The sequence below is a fragment of the Yoonia maricola genome, assembly GCF_002797915.1.
Classification (GTDB): Bacteria; Pseudomonadota; Alphaproteobacteria; order Rhodobacterales; family Rhodobacteraceae; genus Yoonia; species Yoonia maricola.
The window spans coordinates 898,187-921,684 of the sequence record NZ_PGTY01000001.1 but is presented as its reverse complement, the minus strand read 5'-3'; the positions used below and the strand labels follow the sequence as shown (position 1 = coordinate 921,684).

Below are 23,498 nucleotides of genomic sequence, written 5' to 3'. Positions count from 1 at the left end.
GCGACAAGCGTGAGGGGAACGAAATGTCATTTGTAAGTAAATACGTTGTAACGGCCTGTATAGCGCTTGGACTTGCTGCTTGTAGCGGCGGGCTTAACCCTACCACGACCGAGCGTCACTTTTCGTCATCAGTTCCTGTCCTTTCGGGCGGCGAGGTTACACTTGAGGATAAGGCGCCCTTCGATGACCCTGCCGGTGACGCAACTTACCGATAAGATGACTGCATTCTAAATGGGATACTTACAATGCTTCCGTAGAAAGCCCGTTTTGGGGCTGCCGCCATGCGATCAGGTGGCAATTTTCACGTTATTTTACTGTCGCAGCCACAGATGTGAATGGCGAAACGGAAGCGTGTATGGCCATGGCGTATTTGCCGGTTCTGGTCCGACGAGATAGTGCTGACCTAGCGCCCCAAAGCCTTCATCCCTGCCTCAATCCCCGCCAAGGTCATCGGCACCATACGGTCGGCGCCGAAAATCTCTTGGATCATTCCGATGGATTGGGTGTAGGGCCAATAACGCTGGTCCAGTGGATTGATCCAGAGGTGATTGGGCCATTGATCGCGCGCGCGTACGAGCCATGTATGGCCTGCCTCTTCGTTCCAATGCTCGTTTGCCCCACCGGGGTAGGCGACTTCATAGGGTGACATGCTGGCATCGCCCACAAAGATGCATTTGTAGTCCGGCCCGTAGGTGCGCAGCACGTCCCATGTAGGGGTTTGCGCGTTCCAGCGGCGGCGGTTGTCTTTCCAGACCCCTTCATAAAGGCAGTTGTGGAAATAGAAGTATTCGAAATGTTTGAATTCGGATTTGGCGGCGCTAAACAGCTCTTCTACGACCTTGACATGCGGATCCATTGAGCCGCCGATATCCAAGAAAAGCAGCACTTTGACTGCATTGCGCCGCTCTGGCCGGGTTTGCACATCCAGATAGCCATGCTCGGCGGTGGCCCGAATGGTGCCGTTCAGGTCCAGCTCTTCGTGCGCGCCGTCACGTGCCCAGTGGCGTAGGCGTTTGAGGGCGACTTTGATATTACGGGTACCCAGTTCAACTGTATCGTCTAAGTTCTTGAATTCACGTTTGTCCCAGACTTTGACAGCGCGTTGGTGGCGGCTTTCTTTTTGGCCGATGCGCACGCCTTCGGGGTTATAACCATAAGCGCCAAAAGGCGAAGTGCCAGCGGTGCCAACCCATTTGGACCCGCCTTGATGGCGACCCTTTTGTTCTTCGAGCCGTTTCTTGAGCGTCTCCATCAACTTGTCAAAGCCGCCCATCGCCTTAATCTCGGCTTTTTCTTCGTCGGAAAGGTGCTTTTCAGCGAGCTTTTCGAGCCATTCAGCAGGGATATCGACGGCGTTCAGTACGGCCTCGTCCGGGATCGCGTCGAGCCCTTCAAAACTGGCCGCGAAAGCCCGGTCAAATTTATCCAGATGCCGTTCATCCTTGACCATGGTCGTGCGAGCCAGAAAGTAGAAAGCCTCGACATCATAGGTCGCCAAACCTGCTTTCATGCCTTCCAGAAACGACAAGAACTCGCGCAATGACACCGGCACACCGTTGCTACGCAGATTGTCGAAGAAAGGCAGGAACATCGCGTCAGGTCAGGCTGCGTTGCAGGAAGATCAGGACGAACATGCCGATCACGCCAAAGATGATGGCAAAGACTGCACCCCATTGCAGCATGTCTTTGCCTTTACCGCCGCGCGCTTTGGCCCGCAGCGCGCCGAAAATTGCGCCGATAAGAATGCCGGAAAGAGGGATCATGAAACGTGGCCTTTGTCAGCTTGGCGGAATTTGCGGGACCAAAGAAGCAATCTCATTCAGCCTGTCAATCACCTGATCCCGGTCGCCAAAGCCATAAAGCGCCCATCCCAGACTGTCCAGACGCAGTGCCATGCCTGCCTCTGTGTCGCCTTGCAAATCCAAGGCTTCCGCTTTGAACATCATAAGCAAGGACATCAGCGCTGCATTTTCATATTGTTCGGCCACGGCGATGGCAGGGGTGGTGATCGCGATGGTGGCCTCTGCATCTTGTGAGATCAAGGTGAAGGCGGCCAGTTGTAGGGCGATATGGGCAGAATGAATTTCGGTGATAGGGCTTTGCGCATAGGCACGGCGCGCGGCGTTGAAGGCCCCCAATGCCAACGTGGCATCATTGCCGATTTGCAGACGGCCGTAAGCGTAATTGGCAAAACCTTCGCGCGGGCCGGTCCAACCGAGCGCCTGCCCAATGGCGATGGCGCGCGCCGCGGCTTGCCGTTTGCGCGGTTCCGATATGCCATTGCCAAGCGCATCGGTCATCGCATTGATCCACGCCCGTGAAGTCGCCGAAGGAATGGTCCCGCCGGGGCGTTGGCCGCGCGGGTTCAATCGGGCAAGGATGCTTGGCAGGCGCGCGGCGACTTGTTCTTCGGTCATACCGCTGCGCAGCTCTGGCGCGTAGTAGGTGCGCAGCATCAGCATATCAAAGCCGGTCAATACGGCATGCAGGTTGTCGTCATTGAACACGGAATCAGGCAAGCGGTAGAGGTCATTGAGAGGGCCAAGCGCTTGCGCCAGTTCCTCATGCAGGCAATCGCGGACCTCTTGTGATGTTACATCTGAAGGTATGAAAATGCCCGCCTTTTGCCGGGTTTGCAGGGTCGCCCAATTGAGTGTCGCTGTATCGCGCGCGGCGCGCAGTTCAGCCCAGCTTTGCACGCGCGGCACGACAAAGCAGGCCGCATTGGGGGCGGCCCGTTGCAAGGTGCGGTTCGGGATCGTTTCGATCACGATATTGGCCTCTGCCGCATCGGTCAGACGGATATCAATGCGCGCTTCACGACGCAGCCTTTCCAGCAGGGCGTTCAGGTCTTCGCGGTTTTCCGGTCGCAGGTCGCCCACCACGCGCACGGTAATGGGGCCTTCAAAGCGTGTGAGCGTTGGCAGTTCGCGTCCGCTTTCCATCCGAAATGCCAGATCAATAAAATCAAGCGCCATTTCCGAGTTTGGGCGCGTGGCAGGCCCCGGACTGTCACCTGCAAAGCGCTGCACCTCGGGGAAGGTCAGGCGGATGGGGTCAGGTGCATCGGTGGTGGGCACTTCGGCACAGGCGGCCACACAGGCCAGCACAAGGGCTGCAAAACGCTTCATGCCGGTCTCTGATATTTGATGAAGTTGGTCACTTGCCCCACGCGGTCATAAAGGCGGCGGCCAGCGGTGTTGTCTTGCTGCGTCATCCAATAGACGGAAGGTGCGCCTGCGTCATCTGCGGCCTGATAAACGGCCTCTATCAGCTTGCGCCCAATCCCGGTGCCACGCACCGACGGGTCAGCGTAGAGGTCTTGCAAATAGCAGACGTTTTCAATGCGCCAGCAATGGCGGTGAAATACATAGTGGACAAGGCCAACAAGCCTGCCATCAACCTCTGCCACCAACCCGTGAAAATCCTGCAGGTCATCGCCCAAAAGCCGGGTGAATGTGCTGGCATAGACGGGCTCTGGCACGGTGGATTTGTAAAAACCCAAATAGCCTTCCCAAAGGCGGCGCCAATCGGCTTCGTCGTCCGCACGCAGTGGCCGGATTGAGACGGGTGAAGTGGTCGTCATAGGTCATGCTCGTTCTTTATCTTGGGCTGACAATAGCTGTGTTTGCGCGCAGGGCCAGTCAATTAGCTGTGCGGCCTTGTTTTGGACAGAATTTGTTGGCTTTATCACGCCTATGAAACGTATATGTCCTGCCGCGATTGTCCTTTTTGTGGGCGCTGCCAGCGCTGTCACAGCCCAGCCATTCAGCAAAAGCATGGCGGAATGCGCGGGGCTTTATGCCTTTGGACGCGACCATGTAGAGCGTGAAGATGCCGTGCATGCGTTGGAGTTTGGGCAAGCCAAATGGATGAACGCGGCGGTTGTACAGGCACAGGAGGAAGGGGTGCCTGACCCCAACACCTATGTCGATGCGGCCATGACCGCGAAATACGACGAATGGAGCGCACGGGGCGCTATGGCCGTTTTTGCGCCAGACTTTGGCGACTGGATGGATTATTGTCGCGCATTCGGGGCCGATCAGGGGATTGACCTTGTTCCTAACTAAGATGGATCAAGCCGCTCATGCTGCTGTTGAGCATGGCTGAGGGTGTTTCGAAAGAAATATATGCAAATCATTGTGCTCCCCGGTCTCGATGGCGATGGCAATTTGGCGCAACCGTTCTGCGACGCCTTGAGGGGCCATAGCGTTACTGCGCTCAACTACCCCGATCACCTGACCTCCTACGCCGATCTGGTGCCTTGGGTTTTGGCGCAGCTACCCAAAGGGCCGGTGACGCTCATCGCGCAATCGTTCTCAGGACCGGTGGCAGCGCAACTGGTGCAGCAACAGTCGGCGAAAATAGACGCTGTCGTTTATGTCGCAACATTCGCAATGCGCCCACGACGAATACCCAAAGGTGCCGTGAGGGCTGCACGGTATTTGCCGATAACGTCAGGATTTATGATTAAGTTGATGCAACCTTGGATCACAGGGCAGTGGTCCGATGCGGCATTCCTGGCGCAGTTTTCACAATCGCTCTCGCGGGTCAAATCCGAAACGCTCATTGCGCGCCTGCGGGCTGTACTTTCTGTCGATGTCAGGTCCCACATCACTCATGCGACGGTCCCCTCAATTTACCTTCGCGCGTCTTGCGACCGTTTGGTGCCGCGCCGGGCATCTACTGCCTTTTCGAATGTGGTCACGGTGGAGGGCCCACATTTCTTGCTGCAAACCGTGCCGACCGAAGCCGCAGCAGTGGTTGCGGACTTCCTGAACACCCTTAGCGTTGACCGCGCGCCATAAATGCAAGCCGTTCAAAAAGGTGCACGTCCTGTTCGTTTTTCAGCAAAGCCCCGTGCAGCTTGGGGAGCGCATTCGCACCGTCGCGTTTGAGGTCTTCGGCGGTCAGATCCTCGGCCAACAGTAGCTTGAGCCAGTCGAGCACCTCGGAAGTCGAGGGCTTTTTCTTCAAACCTGCCGTTTCGCGGAGTTCGTAGAACTGGGTGAGGGCGGCTGTCAGCAGTTGGTCTTTGATGCCCGGATGATGGACCTCGACAATCTGCCGCATCGTGTCGATGTCGGGAAAGCGGATGTAGTGGAAGAAACAGCGGCGCAGAAAGGCGTCGGGCAGTTCTTTTTCATTGTTGGATGTGATGATGACAATGGGGCGGTGTACAGCCTTCACCGTTTCGCCGGTCTCGTAGACGTGGAATTCCATCCGGTCGAGCTCTTGCAGCAGGTCGTTGGGGAATTCGATATCGGCCTTGTCGATCTCATCAATCAGCAACACGACTTTGCCATCCGCGCCAAAGGCCTGCCACAGCTTGCCTTGCTTGATATAGTTGGCAACGTCATGCACACGGGCGTCACCCAATTGGCTGTCGCGCAGGCGACTGACGGCATCGTATTCGTAAAGCCCTTGTTGCGCCTTGGTTGTAGATTTTATGTGCCACTCAATCATAGGTAAGCCAAGCGCTGCGCTGACCTGCCGTGCCAGTTCTGTCTTGCCTGTGCCCGGCTCGCCTTTGACCAGCAGTGGGCGTTCCAGCGTCACGGCGGCATTCACCGCCATCGTCAGGTCTTCGGTGGCAACATAAGTGTCTGTGCCGGTGAATTGCCCAGTGAGTTGCCCCGTAAATCCCATCGTCTCGTACCCTTATGATTTCGTGGGCAGCCTAGCAGGTCATATGGGATCATCAACACCTTGCGAGCCGTACAAAAAGAGGGGGTGACAGCATGCAGCGAAGGGAGTAAACCCGCGTCAAAACTGGGGTGAGGGCAGCGCGGACGCAGGCGTGCGGCTGCCACAGTGAAAGGATTTACGATGAAGGCCGAAGTGTTTCTAGCAGATGACTATCGCCCAGCAGACGACGAACCATTCATGAATGAAAAGCAGACCGAATATTTCCGCCGGAAACTGCTGAACTGGAAATCAGAACTTCTTGAAGATAGCCGCGACACTGTCGCTGGCATGAAAGACCAGACCCGCAATATCCCCGATGTGGCCGATCGCGCCTCTGAAGAAACCGACCGTTCCCTTGAACTGCGCACCCGTGATCGCCAGCGCAAGCTTGTCACCAAGATCGACGCCGCCCTGCGCAGGATTGAAGAAGGCGAATACGGTTATTGCGAAAAAACAGGCGAGCCGATTTCGCTGAAACGGTTGGACGCACGCCCCATCGCTACAATGAGCCTTGAGGCGCAAGAGCGCCATGAGCGTCGCGAAAAGGTTCACCGGGACGACTGATATGACCCACAACCAAGGCCGCGACATCGCCGTGATCGGCGGCGGCATTGGGGGGCTGACAGCAGCACTGGCCTTTGGGCGCCGTGACGCCAACGTGACCGTATATGAGCAAGCACCTGCACTGACAGAAGTGGGGGCAGGGTTGCAGATTACTCCAAATGGGGCGCGTGCCCTCAATGCGCTTGGCATCGACCGCGCGCTGGCAGCAACTGGAGTGACAGCGCAGGCCGTTGTACCGATGGACGCTGTAACGAGCCGTGAAATCACGCGCTTTGATCTGTCTGGGCAAACCCCGCCTTATCGTTTTTACCACCGGGCCGCCTTGATCGATATTCTGGCGCGGGGCTGCGAGGCCGCGGGCGTGACTGTCAAGCTGGGCACGCGCGTTGATAGGCTCAACCCCGATGGCAGTTTTATGGTGGAAGGCCGCCTTGTCCGGCCAGTGCTGACGGTTGGTGCGGATGGGTTGCGATCTGCCGTGCGCGGGCTGATCAACAGGCCAACGGAACCTTTCTTTACCGGTCAAGTCGCATGGCGCGCGATGATCAAGACCAAGCAAGCCGATCAGGTTGCGCGTATCTGGATGGCGCCGGGGCGGCATCTGGTGACCTATCCGCTGAGCGGGGGGCGTTTGAACATCGTCGCTGTTCAGGAACGTGGACAATGGGCCGACGAAGGTTGGCACCACGACGATGATCCCGGCAACCTGCGCATGGTCTTTGCCGATTGCGGGTGGGAGGTCAAAAGCATCTTGGGCGAGGTTGAAAAGGCGAACCTCTGGGGGTTGTTCCGGCATCCGGTGGCTGAAAAATGGCATGCCGGATCGGTCGCGATCCTGGGGGATGCCGCACATCCAACGCTGCCATTTCTGGCGCAGGGCGCGAACCTGGCGATCGAGGACGCCTATGTTCTGGCGCGCTGTTGCGATGAAAATGCGTCACTCGATAAGGGGCTGCGCAGCTATCAGGACAAACGCCGCGCGCGGGTGGTCAAAGCAATCGCAGCGGCCAACAAGAACGCACGGAACTATCACCTTGGAGGGCTGCAACGCCGGTTGGCCCATGCAGGGCTAAAGGCCATGGGGAAGGCCGCACCTGCGGCGTTTTTGAATCGGCTTGGGTGGCTTTATGATCACGATGTAGCCGGGTGAAAGTCGGCTAAGAACCTAGAATGAGCTATTCTGCGCATCGCGTGAACGTCCGCTTCTCGGTGCCTGGGTAGAATGCTGACCGGCAGCACTTGCGCAAAATCAATGCACAAGACGCCAATTGATGAGAAAGAAACCACAGGCCGGTCTGCAAAGTCGTGTTGCATCGCAGCCGGTGAACCTGGGAATGATGGAGGATGCGATGAATCGATACACCCTCGCAGCGCGTGAAATCCGTAAAAGCCTACCGCCTGAACCGGGCCTGCGCGATATTGTCAGGTTTGCCTCCTTGGCGGCGAATTCTCATAACACGCAGCCGTGGAAATTTCTCATCAATGAAGACACCGTAAATATCTTGCCGGATTTCTTAAGAAGTACCCCGGCGGTCGATCCCGACGATCATCACCTCTATATCTCACTTGGCTGTGCAGCCGAGAATTTGGTGGTGGCCGCCCGTGCGAGCGGACGATCAACTGAAACCACCACACATAGAGATGAGGCAGGTGACACTTTTATCCGGATCGCACTTGGAGAAGGTGAGGTGACTGACACTATGTTAAGTGATGCCATTCCAAAGCGGCAGTCGACAAGGTCAGAGTATGACGGCACCACGTTGTCCGACGCAGAACTAGACCAACTCGCGGAGGCGGCTACCCGAGAAGGCGTCCATTTTCACCTCATTACCCAGCGTATGAAGCTGGATCAGGCGCTTGAATTCATTCAGGTGGGCAACGCTGCGCAGATGGATGACCCTGCATTCGTCGATGAATTGAAAAGCTGGATAAGGTTCAGCAGCAAAACGTCGATAGAAAAAGCTGATGGTCTTTCTGCTCCAAGCACAGGCAACCCAAGTTCGCCGGACTGGCTCGGCCCGATTGTGTTTGGCTTTGCATTCAGAAAGAAGGCCGAAACCGCCAAACTTGCCAGACATTTGGCGTCTTCTGCGGGGTTGGTTGTCTTTGTTGCGGATGACGAAACCCCTGAAGGCTGGATCAACGTTGGACGCAGCTTTGAAAGGTTTGCCCTGATGGCGACGGCTCTTGGTCTCTGCCACGCGCATATGAATATGCCGATTGAAGCGGCGTCTATTCGTCCTGAATTCGCAAAATGGCTCGGCATCGAGGGAAGGCGACCGGACCTTGTCGTGCGTTTCGGACGCGGTGAACCTATGCCGATGTCACTACGCCGCCCCGTCGAGGACGTGATTGTCGCGTGAAGAATTGCCATTGTCTAATGCCTGTCCATGCCGTCGATAAACTGCCCCATGAAATACCTCTGCACCGGGCACGGAAGTCATACCAATATTCAGATCATCCGCGAGTTTTCACACGGGCTTCGCCGCATAGCCGCCCCGCAACAAGACTGTAAATAAACATATTGCCCATGTCGGGCTATTTCGAAAACATTACCGGCAGCTTTGCGTCCCGCAGTAAATCCCGCGTTGCCGCGCCGATCACGAAATCATAGACGCGTGAGTGCCCGAAAGCCCCGGTGATTAGCATATCGGCCCCCATTTCAAAGGCTTCGTGGCTCAGGATGCCTGGCACCTTTTGCCCATCCTTGTCCCGATGTACAATCTCGACTTTGGGTCCGTGCCGCGCGATGGCGATGGCCAGATCGTTGGCTCCAAAATCGGCGAGCGTATCACCGGGAGGCTTGCCGATGCGCAGCACGCGCAGGTTTGCCTCAGTGCTGACCACGCCCAGCATGTCATGCATGGCCCGCGTCGCCTCGCGTGTGTCGCTCCAGCCCAGAAGCACGGTTTCGCCCAGAGTTTCGGCCACGTAATCGCGCGGGATCACCAGCACGGGCCGCCCGCTTTCCTTGATCACCCGTTCAGCAAGGTTGTTGATCAGCGGGCGGTCTTCGCCGTCCTCTTCCTGTGCCATGACCACCAGATCAACATTGCGCGCATTGGCGATGATGCTATCGGCCAGAAAGCCGCTTTCGCTGCTGACTTGTCGCCACTCGCTCGGGAAGGTTTCGACTTGCATTTGCGCATCGAAAATCTCTTTCATCTCTTGCGCATGGGCCTTTTGGCTGGCGATGAAGCTTTGATAGCTGACCTCAGGAATATGCACGGCGATGCCGGGGTAGACCACCAGCGATTCCGTGACATAAAAGCCGATCACATGGGCGTTGTCGCGGCGGGCAAGGTTGGCTGCGGATTTCAGCACATCAGCGGCTGAACTGGTGCTCGTCAGGCAGACAAGAATGGTGCGCAGGGTCATGGCGGGTCCTCCTCATTCAAGCAGCGCCCGGCGATTTCGCCGGGCGCTGGGATACTCATTTGGTGTTGATTTCAATCTTGCGATTGGCCGTTTTCACCTCGGCTGGTTTGGCAATCGACACCCGCAAGATCCCATCAACAAAATGCCCTTCAACGGCATCCTGAGCGGGCGTGAAGCCCAGCGGGATCTGCCGCCGAAAGCTGCCATAGCTGCGTTCCACCAAGTGATAGTTTTTGTCGTTTTCGTTCCGCTCGTCCGACTTTTCGCCTTTGATCACCAGCGTGTCACCGTTCAGCGACACATCCAGATCATCCGCCTTTGCGCCGGGGATTTCGGCGGTGACTTCCACCGCATCATCGGTTTCGGCCATGTCGATGGCCGGGCGCAGGCTGTCTAACACACCAAGGCGCGGCAGCGCGCCTGCGATGGGCGGGTAGCCGCGGAACCGGTCAAAAAGCTGCTCCATCTCTTGTTGCAATTGCTCAAAGAAGGGTTGCGGTTCAGACCGTTTGGACGGGGCAGGGGGGAGGTTTGTTTGCATGATCCAAGTCTCCGTTTTTAGCGACGCATCGGTGCGTCTGACGCAGGTGTAGCGCGCAACGGGCAGGCCGGTTTTGACATTGCTCAATCCTGAATTTGCGCGTCGCTCTATCAGTGGCGGCGCAAACTGACTGACCAAAGGACAAATCCATGCGACATCTCTTGATTGCGACCGTCGCTAGTCTGGCCCTTGCGGGCCCCGGACTGGCCCAAGACGTCAGCCGCACACATGGCGGCGATACCTATATGGCCGGAGAGGCCGTGGCAGACACGCTAAGTGCCACGGGCGATGTCTTTGCCGCTGGCAGTGTCATCACCACCTCTGGCAGCGCCAGTGGCGATATTCATGCCGCAGGCTATGACGTGGATGTCAGCACGCAGACGGGGGGTGACCTTTATGCGGCAGGTAGCACTGTCACGATCAGCGGGACGGTAGGCGAGGACGTCACCGCCGCAGGGTTCAGCGTGCGCAGCAGTGCCGCCGCCGCAGTGGCGGGCAATCTGCGCTTCTTTGGCCGCAACCTGACGATTGAAGGTCCTGTGACCGGTGCATTAACGGCCTTTGGCGGCAAAGTGTATCTGAACGCACCTGTTTCGGGGGATGCGTGGATCGTTGCGAAAACGTTGACCTTTGGCCCAGAGGCCCGGATCGACGGTGCGCTGATCCTGTCTGCCGACGATGAGATCAGCGTGCCAGAGCGGGTAATCCCGGCGGCCCGGATCACCCGCGAAGAATGGAACACAGGCGAGACCTATCGCGCGTTCAATCGCAGCTGGGAAGGCGTCGATATGCCAATGCTGCCGACATGGATGTCGCTTTTTTCAGCCTTTCTGATCTCAACGATCTTCCTGTTGCTGCTTGCCGCGATCTTCCTGACACTGGTGCCCAACCGGGTGGAAAAGATGCGCCGCCGTGTGACGCGCCAGCCCTTGCAGACTTTCCTTTTGGGGGTCATTGGCCTATCGGCGCTCTTTGGCATGGTGCCTGTGACAGCACTCACCATCATTGGCATCCCCTTCGTTCCATTTGCCTTGCTGGCGATCCTTGTGGTCTGGACTTTGGGCTATCTCTTGGCCGCCTACGGCGTGGCCCGGCGCATAGTGCTGGCCTTTAACGGCGATGAGGACCCGTCGTTTCTGATGAAGCTGGTGACGATCCTGCTGGCGATTTGCGCCGTTGCGATCCTCAACTTCATCCCGTTCGTGGGCTGGGTTGTGAATTACACGCTGGTGCTGCTGGGTGTGGGTGCGATGACCGCAGGGCTGTTGTCGGTGTTCATCACAGATCCTGATCCGGCGCTGGACGTGGATATGCGCGAACGGATTGAGGAGTGATGTATAGATAAGGATGCGTGCGCATATTGCGAACACACTCAACCGGACGCAAAGCACGAAAGACATTCTTGATAACATGTCACCGTGATCAAAAAAGCCGAGGCGTTGAGAAGGATCTGCAACAGCCTCGGCAGTCAGGGGGACGTGACACCTATGTGTCGTCGCCTTCCGCGATGCTGCGCAGCGCGATCGGCTTGAGGATGATCACGGTATTGACGTGATCAATCGCGATGATCCCGGACTTGCGCAGTTGCGTGAACGTGCGGCTGACCGTTTCGGTCGTCAGTCCCAGAAAATCGGCGATATCGGCGCGGGTCATAGGCAAGGTGACTTGATTGTAATCACCCAAATGTTCACCCACGCGGTTGGCAAGCACTTGTAGGAAAGAGGCCAGTTTCTCGATCGAGGATTTGCGGCCCAGCATCATGAAATGGTCCTGCATCGCGCTGATTTCGCGCAAGGCGGCAATCAACAGGCGCTGGTGTAAGGCGGCGTCACCGCAGGCCGTTTCAAGATCGCTACGGCGGTGTACGACAAGGGTGGTTGGCACCAGTGCGTCGCAGTCTGTGTGATACATCCCATCGCTGGGAAAACCGACCGTGTCACCGGGATAGCCGAAGGCGATGACCTGACGGCGCCCGTCTTCCATGATCCGGGTCAGGCGGAGCACGCCGCTGGCCACCTCATATATGCGGTCGGCGGGGTCACCTTCAAGAAACAGATGTTTGCCCGGTTTGATCGTGACGGTCCGGTTGCGGATGATGTTGGGTCGTGAGGGTGTCGTGCTTGGGATGTCGTCGGCAGATTGCGTGGCAGTCACATACATCGCAGCTTCCTCTTTTTGCATGAGAGAAAGCTGGGGGTTGGATGTATCCAGCGTAACACCCACAACGTATCGGATTGTATCAATTTGTATCGGTGCCCTCATTCGGATAGAATGAGGCAACGTAGGTCCCTAGATATCGTTGGATTAATGGGCCGGGGACGTCATGAAATCTGCTGTTATCCTTGTTGTTGATGATGATCCGAAGATCAGAAATCTTCTGCGTCGCACCTTTGAGGGCGAAGGCAGTACTGTCCATGAGGCCGGAAACAAAGCCGAAGTGCTGGGCGCATTATCGAAGCATGGCTTTGATTTGGTGACCCTGGATCTGGACCTTGGTGAAGATGACGGGTTGGATGTGGCGACGGCTGTGCGCAAGATATCCTCGGTTCCGATCATCATGGTTACGGCCAAAGATGACGTGATCGACCGCGTTGTGGGGCTGGAGATTGGCGCCGACGATTATATTACCAAACCTTTTCACCTGCGCGAGGTGCTTGCGCGGGTGAAGTCCGTCCTGCGCCGTACAGGCGTCGCGCACCAGTCCGCCGGATTGGCACCCGCAAGCCCATGCGTGGAATTTGACGGCATGAAGGCTATTCCCGCCGAGATGTTGCTGTATGATCGCAATTGCGTGCGGGTCGACATGACCAGCGGCGAATTCAAATTGCTCAATGTCTTTCTCGAGCGTCCCAAGCGGGTGTTGTCGCGTGAACAGTTGATGGACCTGATCGGCGGCTATTCCTATACCCCGATGGATCGCACTATAGACAACCAGATCGCCCGCCTGCGCAAGAAGATTGAACGCAATGCAACATCGCCGCGACTGATCTCGACCATTCGGGGTGTAGGCTATTCCTTCACCTGTGACGTGAGAGAATGCAAAGACGAACCGCCGTCAAACAGGGCCGAAAGGGCCGCAGCCAGATCAGACTGACGATAGGGTTTGCGCAAAATCTTTACACCGGGTTCGTTTGCGCTTTGACGGTTCAGAATGTCTTCGGCATAGCCTGACGTTAGCAAAATGCGCAGGTTGGGATAGCTCGCCACGACGTGCCGCGCCAACGCCAGCCCGTCCAATTCCCCCGGCATCACCAAATCGGTGAATACCACGTCGATATCGTTGTCTTGCTGCAACACTTCGGCCGCGTGGTCGCCCGATGCCGCCTCTTGCACCCTGTAACCCAGATTGCGCAGCCGCACCGTTGTCAGCTTTCGCACCTGCGGATTGTCTTCGACCACCAGAACGGTCTGGTTCGCGCTCGCCCGCTGCTCCAACGGTTTCGGTGGTACAGCCGGGTGCTGGGCAGACCCTTCGCCCAGCACGGGAAAATACAGGGCGATCGTGGTGCCATGCCCAATCTCGCTATAGATCGTGACATGCCCGCCTGATTGCCGCACAAAGCCATAGACCATCGCCAGCCCCAGCCCGGTGCCATGGCCCACCGGTTTGGTGGTATAGAACGGCTCAAACACCCGCTGTTGCGTATCTGGCCCCATACCGCGCCCGGTATCGGTAACCGAAATGCGGACGTAATCGCCTTCGGCCACGTCCAGTTCCTGCGCGATATAGGTGTCATCAATGCTGATCGCCTCGGACCTTATAATCAACTGGCCGCCTTCGGGCATGGCGTCCCGCCCATTCAGAGCGATGTTGAGCAAGGCTGATTGCAGTTGCGTGGCATCTGCCAGAACCTCGGGCAGATCGGCACCTAGTTCAGCCGAAATCTTGTAATGCGGATCAAAGGTGCGTTTGATCATGCCAAGGGCAGCCTTACAGGCGGCATTGACATTGATTGAGGTTCTCTGCGTCGCGGCCTTGCGTGCAAAGGCGGTCAGTCCCGCAGTCAATTGCGCGCCAAGTTCTGCTGCTTCCAATCCGTCAGCAAGCATTGCCTGCGTTTCGTCATCTGTGATCCGGGCCTGCAACAGTTCCAGATTGCCGATCACCACGGTCAGGATATTGCTGAAATCATGGCTGATCCCACCGGTCATCTGCCCGATGGCGTCCAGCCGCGCCGACCGGGCAAGCGCCTCTTCCGCCGCTTGCCGCGCGCTGATGTCGTGGAGGATGGCCACAAAATGCGTGTTCCCGTCGTGATCCGCCCGCCCGATAGAGAGATGCAGTGGAAACGTCTGGCCATTGCTGCGCAAGCCTTCGACCGCGCGGCCCCGTCCAATGATCCGCGCCTGTCCGGTCTCCAGATAGCTGTGCATGAACCCGTCATGCCGGTCCGACAGGGATTGCGGCATCAGCATATTTACGCTTTGCCCGATCAGCTTTGCCGGGTCATAGCCAAACAGGGTGCCTGCGGACGGGTTAGCACGGGTGATGATGCCGTCTGCATCGCTCATCAGCACAGCGTCAGGGATGGCATCCAGAAGGGCCATCAGCATTAGGGCGTCAAAGGTCTGATCAGTCATCATGCGGCCTTCGTTTTATACTATTGTATTCCTATGAAAGGTGACGCGGAATATTGAGAAAAATCAACTGCCCGTGCTGCTGCAAAGCTATTCTAGCGGCAACGTCAGAGGAGCACGCGCATGAAACCGATCAAGACATGGATTGTATTGGCCGACGCCCAAACGGTGCGCGTTGCCGTCAATGATGGGCCTGGTAAGGGGGTCTATGGCCACCACGTTGAGGGTCTCGTGCCACCAGAGGTGACAGAACTGTCAGACGCGCCCGGCATGACCAATGCACCCAACGGTCCGAACCGAGGCGGGATTTCCAACCCTGACCTGAAGGGCCAAGCGGTTGCAGGCTTTGCGACGGATATTGTGGCTTATCTGGACCGCTTCTTTCAGGACTCTGCCTTTCAGCGCCTCGTGCTGATCGCCCCGCCAGCAATGCTGGGCGTGCTGCGCCAGACCCTTTCGGCCCCGCTGCGCGATGCCTTGCTTGGTGATATGCCCAAGGACTTGACACACCTGCCGCTGGACGACCTGCCTGCGCATCTTGAGGACATGATGGTGGTTTAGGGATGAAACATTCGCCCCACGACAAACGCCAAACCCGCCGCCACACCGCCAATCAACAGTGTTTCCAGCCCCGACCGCCACCACAGGGCCAGTGACCAGCGTGACTTGATCGCGCCGATGGCAAAGAATGTCAGCCCGGCGATCCCGATAGACCATGAAAACGCGGGTGTCAGACCTATCAGATAAGGCAAGAGCGGCAGCATCCCTGCCACCACGAAGGCCGCAAAGATCACGACCGCTGCCCGGATCGGTCGTGCCTCGACCGGGGGCAGCCCGTATTCTTCGGACATCATCATAGTGATCCATTGTGTCTTGTTTTCTGCGATCATAGCCGTGGCCTCTTGCAGCACGCGGCCCCGCAGGCCTTTGCGCGCCAGGATTTGTTCCAGCTCTGCGCGTTCGCCGTCGGGGTTTTCGTTGATGTGGTGCTCTTCGACCGTCCAAAGCCTGCGCCGATCATCGGCCACAGCTTTGGTCCCCGCATAGTTTCCTGCCGCCATCGAGAAACCATCCGCCAACACATTGGCCAGACCCAGTGCGACAACCACCCCTACGGATAACCCTGCACCCTGAACGCCGGCAACAATCGCAAAGGTCGTCACCGTCCCGTCAATCCCGCCAAAAATTGCGTCGCGCAGTCGCCCGCTGTCGGTTTGGGCGTCCAGCCTTGCAGCGATCTCTGCTGGCCCGTGTCCGTGTTCAAGCGCCATTGGTTCTTCCCCTCAACATGATCATTTTGAAAAGCTCGGGTACGATGATTAGGGGCAGAGTAAAAAGCCCGATCATCTGCCATTCGGCCCATCCCAGCCCAGTCGTGTGCAGTAAGGTTTGCAGCGGCGTCCAATAGACTGCCACGACCTGCGCACCCAAGGTCACCGCCAGTGCCAGCAGCAGAAACGGATTGCTGGCCCAACCGATGCGGCTGCATGGCTCCCGCAGGGACCGGAAGGCGAAGACGCTGAATTTTTCGAACACAACCATGGCAGTGAAAGCCGCTGTTCGTGCGAGGGTTTCATCAATGTGCAGCAGACTCCAGAAGATCCACAGGCTCGACGTCCCTGTGTAAAGCCCGAAAATGACAATCAAGGCGACGCCCGACCACCCCAAGATAGGCGCGTTCATAGGGCGGGGCGGTTCTTGCATCTGCCCGGCTTCGGGTTTCTCCAACCCGAGTGCCACCGCCGTTAGCCCGTCGGTGATCAGGTTCATCCATAAAATTTGGGTGGCCAGAAAGATCAGTGGTCCACCGATGATGATATTGCAGACCAGCGCGATCACCTCGCCTGCGTTCGATGACAGCAGGTAGCGCACAAATTTGCGCAGGTTGTCGAACTGCCGCCGCCCTTCGCGAATGGCAGCGATGATGGTGGCAAAATTGTCGTCCAAAAGCACCAAATCAGAGGCCTCCTTGGCCACATCCGTGCCTCTGATCCCCATCGCGATGCCGATGTCAGCCTGTTCCAGCGCGGGCGCGTCGTTCACCCCGTCGCCTGTCATCGCCACGATCTGTCCTGTCGCTTGCAGCAGAGCCACGATGCGCATCTTATCCGCAGGTTCCGCCCGCGCGATCAGCGTGTCGCTGTCAAGCCTTTGGGTCAGTTCCGTGTCCGACATCACGGCAAGCGCGTCATGGGTCATCACCGATTGCGGGTTCAGCCCAATGGCCTCTGCAATAGCCTTGGCTGTCACGGGGCTGTCGCCAGTGATCATGATGATGCGGGTCCCGGCCGCATGGGCTTGGGCCACGGCGGCCGCGACCTCTGGCCGGGGCGGATCAATGATGCCTATGAGGCCAAGAAAAACCAAAGCATCCTCACGCAGGGTGTTGTCGGGCGCGGGGGCCGCTGCCAATGCGATCACGCGGTGCCCGTTCGCAGCCATGTCCGTATAGGCGGCTTCAATCTGCGCGCGGCATGCGTCGGTCAGTGGTTCAGGGCCGTTGGGTCCGGTAATCGCTGTGCAAAGATCGCGCAGCTGCTCTGGCGCGCCCTTGGTCAGCACTTTGGGGCCACTGGGTGTGTGGCGCAGAATGCTCATGCGCTTGGCGTCGCTGTTGAAAGGGTTTTCGGCAATGATACCCGCCGGGTCGGGCAGGGCGGTCCAACCTTTGTACGCCAGTGTGATCAGCGCGCCTTCGGTCGGGCTGCCGATCATCGTCCATGCGCCAGATTCGTGGTGCAGGCTGGCATGGTTGCACCCGGCACAGACCTCTAGCAACGCTGCCAGTACCGGATCATTTGAGGCGCGCCGCTTATCCCCGTCCTTCTTGATATGGCCAGAGGGGTCATACCCGGTCCCGGTTACACTGTAGCTGCCCTGCGGCGTCCAGATTTCCGTTGCGGTCATCTTGTTTTCCGTCAACGTGCCGGTCTTGTCGGTGCAGATGACCGAGGCCGCGCCCAAGGTCTCTACCGCTTGCAAACGGCGGGTGAGGGCGTTTTGCCGGACCAGTGCGGCAGCACCCAAGGCAATGGTGATGGTGACCACGGCAGGCAGACCTTCGGGCACCATGGCGACAGCCAGCGAGATGCCGGTCATGAACATCTCGGTCAAAGGGCGCCCGGTCCAGACGCCCAAGCCCATGATCATTGCGGCGATCAGCAAGGCTGCGATACCTAACTGCTTGGCCAGCTGCCCCAACTGCCGTTGCAGATGGGTCTGGCGCTGCACAACTGATCCGGTCAGCACGGCAATCTGACCAAAACGGGTTTGTGTCCCGATGGCCGTCACCCGGCCCATACCGCGCCCTTCGACCACATTTGTTCCGGTGTAGAGTGCCGCACCACTCCCATCCTTAACCACGGGCACGGATTCACCCGTTAGCGCGCTTTCATCTGCAGAAAGCGAGGTTTGTTCGATCACGTCAGCATCGGCCGGCACCCGGTCACCTGCGGCCACAATGATCAGATCGCCGGGAGCAAGATCGCGCGCCGGAATGATCATTTGGCGGCCATCGCGTAGCACAGTCGCTTGAGGGGACATCATGTTGCTTAGGGATTGCAGGGCGTTCTCGGCCCGCCATTCCTGTACGAAACCCAAGATACCGTTCAGCAGGATGACGATGACAATCGCAATCGTGTCAATCCGCTCACCTGCGACAAAGGCGATGACAGCTGCAATGATCAGAATGATCACCAGCACATTGGTAAATTGACGCAGCAAGATGCGCAGGGGCTTCGGCCCCGCACCCTGTGGCAGTTCGTTCCAGCCATGGGTGGTATGCAGCGCGTTTGCCTGATCACTGGTCAGGCCAAGGGTCAGATCATCAGTCATAACCCTGCAATCCATCAATTTAGGTGCGCGGGTGTTGATAGATATCAATCCGCTGCCGATGCGATGCGATAGGATAACACCATCACACAAATCAGGAGGCATATGATGGCAAAGTCAAAACAAAGCTCCGACACAAGGCTAGACCCCGTCGCGATGGGCCAAGCGATGATACAACAGATCGAAGAGGCCGGTCTGGGGTCAATGCGCTGGATGGGCACGGCTTGGTTCGAGGTCATGGCGGACATGAACAGCGAAGTGGTCAGTTTCGTGGCTGACCGTATCCGCGAGGATGTCAAAACCCAACACGCGTTGCTGCACTGCAAGACCGCCGCAGACATGCAAAGGGCGCAGGTGGCTTTTTTGGAGAAAGCCTATACCCAATACACCGAAGAAACGGGCAAGTTAATCAAGATGGGGATGGACATGCTGCCCGATGCAAGCACCACGACAAAGAACACACCGGTCTAATTCGCGAGGATGACACCGGGTAAGAGCGCGCGGGTGATATCGGCCTTGTTTCGCGCGGCGCGGTCGTCACCCGATTGGGACATCTCAAGCCCGATCCGGCTGCAAGCCCACTGCACAGGCGGCCTCGTATTGTGTCAGATATACCTTGCCCGAAAGCTCTTGCAGAAAATGCTCTTGCTGTAGCCTGTCCATCACCGGGCCTTTGACTTCGGACAGGTGCAGCGTGACGCCCATATCGCGCAGGCGGGCGTTGATTGCTTCCAGCGTTTCCAAGGCGCTAAAGTCGATCTCGTTGATCGCGCTGCATTGCAGGATGACATGTGCGATCAGCTCATCATAGGCCAACCGGGTCAGGATCACATCCTCAAGAAACCGTGCGTTGGCGAAATAAAGGCTTTCATCCAACCGCAGCGTCAGGATACGCGGGTCAGTCTGTACCTTGTGCCGGTGAATGTTGCGGAAATGCTCGGTCCCCGGCACCAACCCGACCTCGGCGATATGGGGTCGGGATGAGCTATAGAGATGCACCAGAATGGAAAGGGCGACCCCGGCAGATACACCTGCTTCGACCCCGACAGATAGTGTGACAAGGATGGTCACCAGCACCGCCAAGAAATCGGCCCGTGCATAGGCCCAGCTGCGCCGCAGGATACTGAAATCCACCAGGCTGAGTACGGCGACAATAATCGTGGCTGCCAACGTCGCCTTGGGCAGGAAGTAGATCAACGGGGTCAGCGCCATGGCGGCGATGGCAAGCCCGACAGCTGTGAAAGCCCCAGCCGCAGGTGTTTGCGCACCGGCATCAAAGTTCACGACGGAGCGCGAAAACCCACCCGTGACCGGAAAACCACCTGTGAAGGCCGCGCCGATATTGGCCGCCCCAAGCCCGATGAGTTCCTGATTGGGGTCCACCCGTTGCCGTTTTTTCGCGGCCAGCGTTTGCGCGACCGAGATGGATTCCACAAACCCGATAATCGAGATCAGCAAGGCGGGCAAGAGCAGTTGCTGCAGCAAGGCCGGAGAGAAAGAGGGCAATGTGAAGGGTGGCAGGCTTTGCGGGACGTTGCCTACGATCTGCACGCCTGCATCCGCCAGATCCAGATACCAAACGGCCATTGTTGTGGCGACAACTGCGACCACCGGCCCTGCCTTGGCCGCAATATCTGCCATGGCAGGACCAAACCCGACCCTGCGCAACAGCGGCTTGAGCCCTTTGCGCACCCAGAACAAAAAAACCGTCGCACTGATCCCGATCACCGCCGTGGCCATGTTGATATCATGCAGATGGGCGATCAGCGACAGAGTGATCTCAGCCAGGTTATGTCCCTCAGCCTCAATCCCGAAGACATGCCGCAACTGACTGGCCGCGATGATTAATCCGGAAGCTGTGATGAACCCCGAAATCACCGGATGGGACAGAAAATTGGCCAAAAAGCCAAGGCGCAGCAAGCCCAGCCCCAACAGCATCACCCCTGACAGGCCCGCCAGCGATAGGGCGGCAACGGCATAACCTGCAGTGCCCTGTTCGACGATGTTGCCCAAGGCGGCGGCTGTCATCAACGATACCACCGCCACCGGCCCCACCGCCAAGGCGCGGCTGGTCCCAAAGACGGTATAAAGCAGGATCGGCACAATCGAGGCATAAAGCCCCGCCTCTGGCGGTAATCCAGCCAGCAAAGCATAGGCCAGCGATTGCGGGATCAACATGATCGTCACAATCACCGCCGCGATCAGGTCATTGCCAAAAGCCGCGCGATCATAATCGCGCGCCCATGTCAGGATCGGCACGTACCGAAATAATCTGTTCATCATGTCGGGTAACCTTAGCTCGCGCTGACCTTCTCAGGTTTCGCCATCCATTCGCGACCTTTGAGCATCGCGCGCCAATAGACCGGTGGCAGAATCTTTTCCTTGAGCAGCCATGCCATCCGCGATGGTTTGCTGCCGTCGATCAGAAACTTCGGGAAGCTGGGCAAGAGCGTCCCGCCATAACCAAATTCAGCCAGCACGATCTTGCCCCGTTCCACGGTCAGCGGGCAGGAGCCATAACCGTTATATTGTGCCACTGGCGCGCTGCCCCGGATGTCGGCCACCACGTTTTCGGCCACGATGGGTGCCTGCATCCGTGCGGCTGCCGCGGTCTTGGCGTTGGGCGCGTTCATTACATCACCCAACGACCAGATGTTGTCATAGGTTTTATGGCGTAGTGTGGCTTGGTCCACATCGACCCATCCGGCGGCATCCGCCAAAGGTGACACACGGATGAAATCAGGGGCCGTTTGCGGCGGGCAAACGTGCATCATGTCGAACGCCATCTCGACCCGCTCGACCGGCGTGTCCGGTTTGGCCACGTCGAACCACGCCTTTTTGGCTGGCCCATCAACCGCAACAAGATTGTGAAAGAAATTCAGATCGGCCCCGTATTTCGTGATGTATTGCTCCAACGCGGGCACATAATCTTTCACACCGAACAACACGCCACCGGCATTGTTGAACTGGATATCGATGTTTTTGAGCGCCCCGTTGCGGAACCATGCGTCACCCGACAAATAAAGCGCCTTTTGCGGGGCGCCGGCGCATTTGATCGGCATCGGTGGCTGGGTAAAAATCGCGCGCCCTTCCCGCATGCCGCTGACCAGTTCCCAGGTATAGGGCGCCAGATCATAACGGTAATTTGAGGTCACACCGTTCTTGCCCAGTGTATCCACCAGACCTTCGACCTTGTTCCAATCCAGTTTCAGCCCCGGACAAACGATCAACCGGTCATATTTCACCACCCGGCAGCCATCAAGGATGACGGCGTTATCCTTTGGTTCGAATGCGGCCACCGCAGATTTCAGCCAATGCACCCCCTTTGGGATCAGGCTGCCCATGGTGCGCACCGTGTCCTCGGCGTCAAAAATACCACCACCGACCATGGTCCAGCCAGGCTGGTAATAATGTATGTCGGCAGGGTCGATAATCGCGATCTCAAGCCCCGGTTTGCGAGATTTGAGGCTGGCCGCCAAAGCAATACCAGCCGCACCGCCACCGACAACGACCACTTCGTATTTCGCGTCACCCGTATCCGTTGGTGTCTTTCCGCCATTCACAATGCGTCGGACCACGCCTGCCATGTCATAACCTGCCGCCTTGGTTGCACTCAGGATATCCGCCGTGGCCCGCGTTTCGGCCTGCGTCAGCGACCACAGCGTCGCCGACCGCGTACCTGTCCGGCAGTACGCCAGCACTGGGCCGGGCAGTTCCCGCATCAGGTTAGCGAAATCATCGGCGTCCTGATCGCTGACCTTGCCCGCAACAATCGGCTGATAGGCCACATCAAGGCCCAGCTTGGCCGATGCTTTCCTGATCTCGACATGTGTGGGCTGGTCGGCCCCTTCGCCGTCGGGACGGTTGCAGATGATTGACCGAAAGCCCTGTTCTTTGATCGTGGGCAAGTCAGCCACGGTAACCTGCGGCGTCACCGAAACCTCTGACGTCAGTTTCTTGATATCCATCAGTATCCTCCAGATTTACAGCTGGTTCAGCGGCACTTTGAGCATTTCATTCCCATCTTCATCCTGAGGCACTTCGCCCGCGCGCATGTTTACTTGCAAGGACGGGATGATGAGCTTGGGCATATCCAATGTCGCGTCCCGTTCGGTGCGGAACTTGATGAAATCCTCGCGGGTCTTGCCACCGCCCACGTGGATGTTGTGCGCCTTTTCCTCGGCCACGGTGGTTTCCCACTTAATGTCACGCCCATTCGGGCCGTAATCGTGGCACATGAACAGGCGCATCTCATCAGGCAGGGCAAGCACCTTTTGGATGCTGTCATAAAGCACACCCGCGTCACCGCCGGGGAAATCAGCGCGGGCTGATCCGCCATCAGGCATAAAGAGCGTATCACCAACGAAACACGCATCCCCAATCACATGCACCATGCAGGCTGGCGTATGCCCCGGTGTGGCAATGGCAAAGCCCTGCATGCCGCCGATCACGTAAGTGTCGCCATCCTTGAACAAGGCGTCAAACTGGGACCCGTCCCGCTGAAATTCAGTGCCAGCGTTAAAGACCTTGCCGAATGTGTCCTGCACCACGGTGATCTTGTCGCCGACACCGATTTTGCCGCCCAGCTTTTCCTGAATATATGGCGCGGCACTCAGGTGATCGGCGTGGACATGGGTCTCGATGATCCAGTCCAGCTTCAGATCGCGGCGCGCCACCTCTGCAATCAGCGCATCGGCACTATCGTATGTGATGCGGCCTGCGGCATAGTCGATGTCTAACACACTGTCGATGATGGCGCAGTGATCGCCATCAGGTTCCGACACGATATAGCTGATCGTGTTTGTTGCCTCATCAAAGAAAGCAGAGACATGGGGCGTGACGGTCATATGGATGGGATAAGTCATGGGATACCTCTCTTAATACATTTCATAATCAAAATATGTCAAGAGTTGACAGC

At 57.7% G+C, this 23,498-nt stretch carries 23 protein-coding genes; 9 read left to right on the top strand and 14 right to left on the bottom strand.

All coding sequences use genetic code 11. The annotated features are described in order from the left end of the window. Positions 1 to 403: 403 nt before the first annotated feature. The 4 genes from BC777_RS04625 to BC777_RS04615 are packed head-to-tail and all read right to left on the bottom strand — an operon-like array spanning position 404 to position 3,586. Positions 404 to 1,591 carry a vWA domain-containing protein gene (locus BC777_RS04625; RefSeq protein WP_100366953.1) on the bottom strand — a complete coding sequence of 396 codons (1,188 nt, stop codon included), beginning with the start codon at positions 1,589 to 1,591 and terminating at the stop codon, positions 404 to 406. Between the two features lie 4 nt (positions 1,592 to 1,595). Beyond that, on the bottom strand, positions 1,596 to 1,763 hold the full coding sequence (locus BC777_RS19320; protein WP_168769075.1) for a hypothetical protein: 168 nt from the start codon (positions 1,761 to 1,763) through the stop codon (positions 1,596 to 1,598). Between the two features lie 15 nt (positions 1,764 to 1,778). Further along, a complete protein-coding gene (locus BC777_RS04620) occupies positions 1,779 to 3,131 on the bottom strand; it encodes a DUF2927 domain-containing protein (RefSeq protein WP_100366952.1) in 1,353 nt (450 codons plus the stop codon). Next, positions 3,128 to 3,586, bottom strand: a complete 459-nt coding sequence (locus tag BC777_RS04615) for a GNAT family N-acetyltransferase (RefSeq protein WP_100366951.1) — start codon at positions 3,584 to 3,586, stop codon at positions 3,128 to 3,130. The genes BC777_RS04620 and BC777_RS04615 overlap by 4 nt, the downstream gene beginning before the upstream one ends. Before the next feature lie 112 nt (positions 3,587 to 3,698). Between BC777_RS04615 and BC777_RS04610 the strand changes: the two genes are divergently transcribed. Both BC777_RS04610 and BC777_RS04605 read left to right on the top strand, forming a co-directional pair. Then, positions 3,699 to 4,070: a hypothetical protein gene (locus BC777_RS04610; protein WP_133122512.1), complete on the top strand. Its 372-nt coding sequence runs from the start codon at positions 3,699 to 3,701 to the stop codon at positions 4,068 to 4,070. A 60-nt stretch (positions 4,071 to 4,130) separates the two neighbouring features. After that, positions 4,131 to 4,808: an alpha/beta fold hydrolase gene (locus BC777_RS04605; RefSeq protein WP_100366949.1), complete on the top strand. Its 678-nt coding sequence runs from the start codon at positions 4,131 to 4,133 to the stop codon at positions 4,806 to 4,808. Here BC777_RS04605 and BC777_RS04600 read toward each other — a convergent pair. Next, on the bottom strand, positions 4,786 to 5,649 hold the full coding sequence (locus tag BC777_RS04600; RefSeq protein ID WP_100366948.1) for an AAA family ATPase: 864 nt from the start codon (positions 5,647 to 5,649) through the stop codon (positions 4,786 to 4,788). The genes BC777_RS04605 and BC777_RS04600 overlap by 23 nt on opposite strands. Positions 5,650 to 5,829: 180 nt before the next feature. Here BC777_RS04600 and dksA point away from each other — a divergent pair, with 180 nt between their 5' ends. The 3 genes from dksA (at position 5,830) to BC777_RS04585 (ending at position 8,615) form a co-directional block, all read left to right on the top strand. Next, positions 5,830 to 6,252, top strand: coding sequence for an RNA polymerase-binding protein DksA (dksA, locus tag BC777_RS04595; protein WP_100366947.1), 423 nt, complete (start codon positions 5,830 to 5,832; stop codon positions 6,250 to 6,252). Between the two features lies 1 nt (position 6,253). Beyond that, entirely contained in the window at positions 6,254 to 7,402 is a 1,149-nt protein-coding gene (locus BC777_RS04590) for an FAD-dependent monooxygenase (protein WP_100366946.1), read from the top strand. Between the two features lie 199 nt (positions 7,403 to 7,601). Next, complete coding sequence (locus BC777_RS04585; protein ID WP_100368002.1) at positions 7,602 to 8,615, top strand: Acg family FMN-binding oxidoreductase; 1,014 nt, start codon at positions 7,602 to 7,604, stop codon at positions 8,613 to 8,615. Between the two features lie 175 nt (positions 8,616 to 8,790). Here BC777_RS04585 and BC777_RS04580 read toward each other — a convergent pair whose 3' ends face one another. Further along, on the bottom strand, positions 8,791 to 9,630 hold the full coding sequence (locus BC777_RS04580) for a universal stress protein (RefSeq protein ID WP_100366945.1): 840 nt from the start codon (positions 9,628 to 9,630) through the stop codon (positions 8,791 to 8,793). Between the two features lie 55 nt (positions 9,631 to 9,685). After that, the gene (locus BC777_RS04575) at positions 9,686 to 10,171 is read right to left on the bottom strand and encodes an Hsp20/alpha crystallin family protein (RefSeq protein WP_133122511.1); all 486 of its coding nucleotides are present in this window, start codon (positions 10,169 to 10,171) and stop codon (positions 9,686 to 9,688) included. Positions 10,172 to 10,320: 149 nt separating this feature from the next. Between BC777_RS04575 and BC777_RS04570 the strand changes: the two genes are divergently transcribed. Further along, a complete protein-coding gene (locus BC777_RS04570) occupies positions 10,321 to 11,505 on the top strand; it encodes a DUF8173 domain-containing protein (protein WP_100366943.1) in 1,185 nt (394 codons plus the stop codon). Between the two features lie 151 nt (positions 11,506 to 11,656). On the opposite strand, the gene BC777_RS04565 is transcribed toward BC777_RS04570, so the two are convergent. Beyond that, entirely contained in the window at positions 11,657 to 12,331 is a 675-nt protein-coding gene (locus tag BC777_RS04565) for a helix-turn-helix domain-containing protein (protein ID WP_100366942.1), read from the bottom strand. Positions 12,332 to 12,494: 163 nt separating this feature from the next. Between BC777_RS04565 and BC777_RS04560 the strand changes: the two genes are divergently transcribed. Then, entirely contained in the window at positions 12,495 to 13,265 is a 771-nt protein-coding gene (locus BC777_RS04560; protein ID WP_100366941.1) for a response regulator, read from the top strand. Here the strand turns inward: BC777_RS04560 and BC777_RS04555 are convergent. Beyond that, the gene (locus tag BC777_RS04555) at positions 13,181 to 14,752 is read right to left on the bottom strand and encodes a PAS domain-containing hybrid sensor histidine kinase/response regulator (RefSeq protein WP_245834157.1); all 1,572 of its coding nucleotides are present in this window, start codon (positions 14,750 to 14,752) and stop codon (positions 13,181 to 13,183) included. The genes BC777_RS04560 and BC777_RS04555 overlap by 85 nt on opposite strands. A 120-nt stretch (positions 14,753 to 14,872) precedes the next feature. Here BC777_RS04555 and BC777_RS04550 point away from each other — a divergent pair, with 120 nt between their 5' ends. Next, positions 14,873 to 15,310, top strand: a complete 438-nt coding sequence (locus BC777_RS04550) for a host attachment protein (RefSeq protein ID WP_100366939.1) — start codon at positions 14,873 to 14,875, stop codon at positions 15,308 to 15,310. On the opposite strand, the gene BC777_RS04545 is transcribed toward BC777_RS04550, so the two are convergent. Together BC777_RS04545 and BC777_RS04540 are read right to left on the bottom strand one after the other, a co-directional pair. Further along, a complete protein-coding gene (locus tag BC777_RS04545; protein WP_100366938.1) occupies positions 15,307 to 16,020 on the bottom strand; it encodes a VIT1/CCC1 transporter family protein in 714 nt (237 codons plus the stop codon). The two genes, BC777_RS04550 and BC777_RS04545, sit on opposite strands and share 4 nt — an antisense overlap. Next, on the bottom strand, positions 16,010 to 18,583 hold the full coding sequence (locus tag BC777_RS04540; protein WP_245834155.1) for a cation-translocating P-type ATPase: 2,574 nt from the start codon (positions 18,581 to 18,583) through the stop codon (positions 16,010 to 16,012). The genes BC777_RS04545 and BC777_RS04540 overlap by 11 nt, the downstream gene beginning before the upstream one ends. A 105-nt stretch (positions 18,584 to 18,688) precedes the next feature. On the opposite strand from BC777_RS04540, the gene BC777_RS04535 reads away from it, so the two are divergent. Then, positions 18,689 to 19,051, top strand: a complete 363-nt coding sequence (locus BC777_RS04535; RefSeq protein WP_168769074.1) for a phasin family protein — start codon at positions 18,689 to 18,691, stop codon at positions 19,049 to 19,051. Between the two features lie 84 nt (positions 19,052 to 19,135). Here the strand turns inward: BC777_RS04535 and BC777_RS04530 are convergent, their stop codons facing one another. From BC777_RS04530 to BC777_RS04520, 3 genes are read right to left on the bottom strand one after another with little or no spacing between them, the layout of a single operon-like run. Then, positions 19,136 to 20,863 (bottom strand): SulP family inorganic anion transporter, encoded by a 1,728-nt coding sequence (locus BC777_RS04530; protein ID WP_100366936.1) that lies wholly within the window; start codon positions 20,861 to 20,863, stop codon positions 19,136 to 19,138. A gap of 11 nt (positions 20,864 to 20,874) precedes the next feature. Beyond that, a complete protein-coding gene (locus BC777_RS04525) occupies positions 20,875 to 22,548 on the bottom strand; it encodes a bifunctional protein tyrosine phosphatase family protein/NAD(P)/FAD-dependent oxidoreductase (protein WP_100366935.1) in 1,674 nt (557 codons plus the stop codon). 15 nt (positions 22,549 to 22,563) lie between these two features. Then, the gene (locus tag BC777_RS04520) at positions 22,564 to 23,445 is read right to left on the bottom strand and encodes an MBL fold metallo-hydrolase (protein WP_100366934.1); all 882 of its coding nucleotides are present in this window, start codon (positions 23,443 to 23,445) and stop codon (positions 22,564 to 22,566) included. Positions 23,446 to 23,498: the final 53 nt, after the last annotated feature.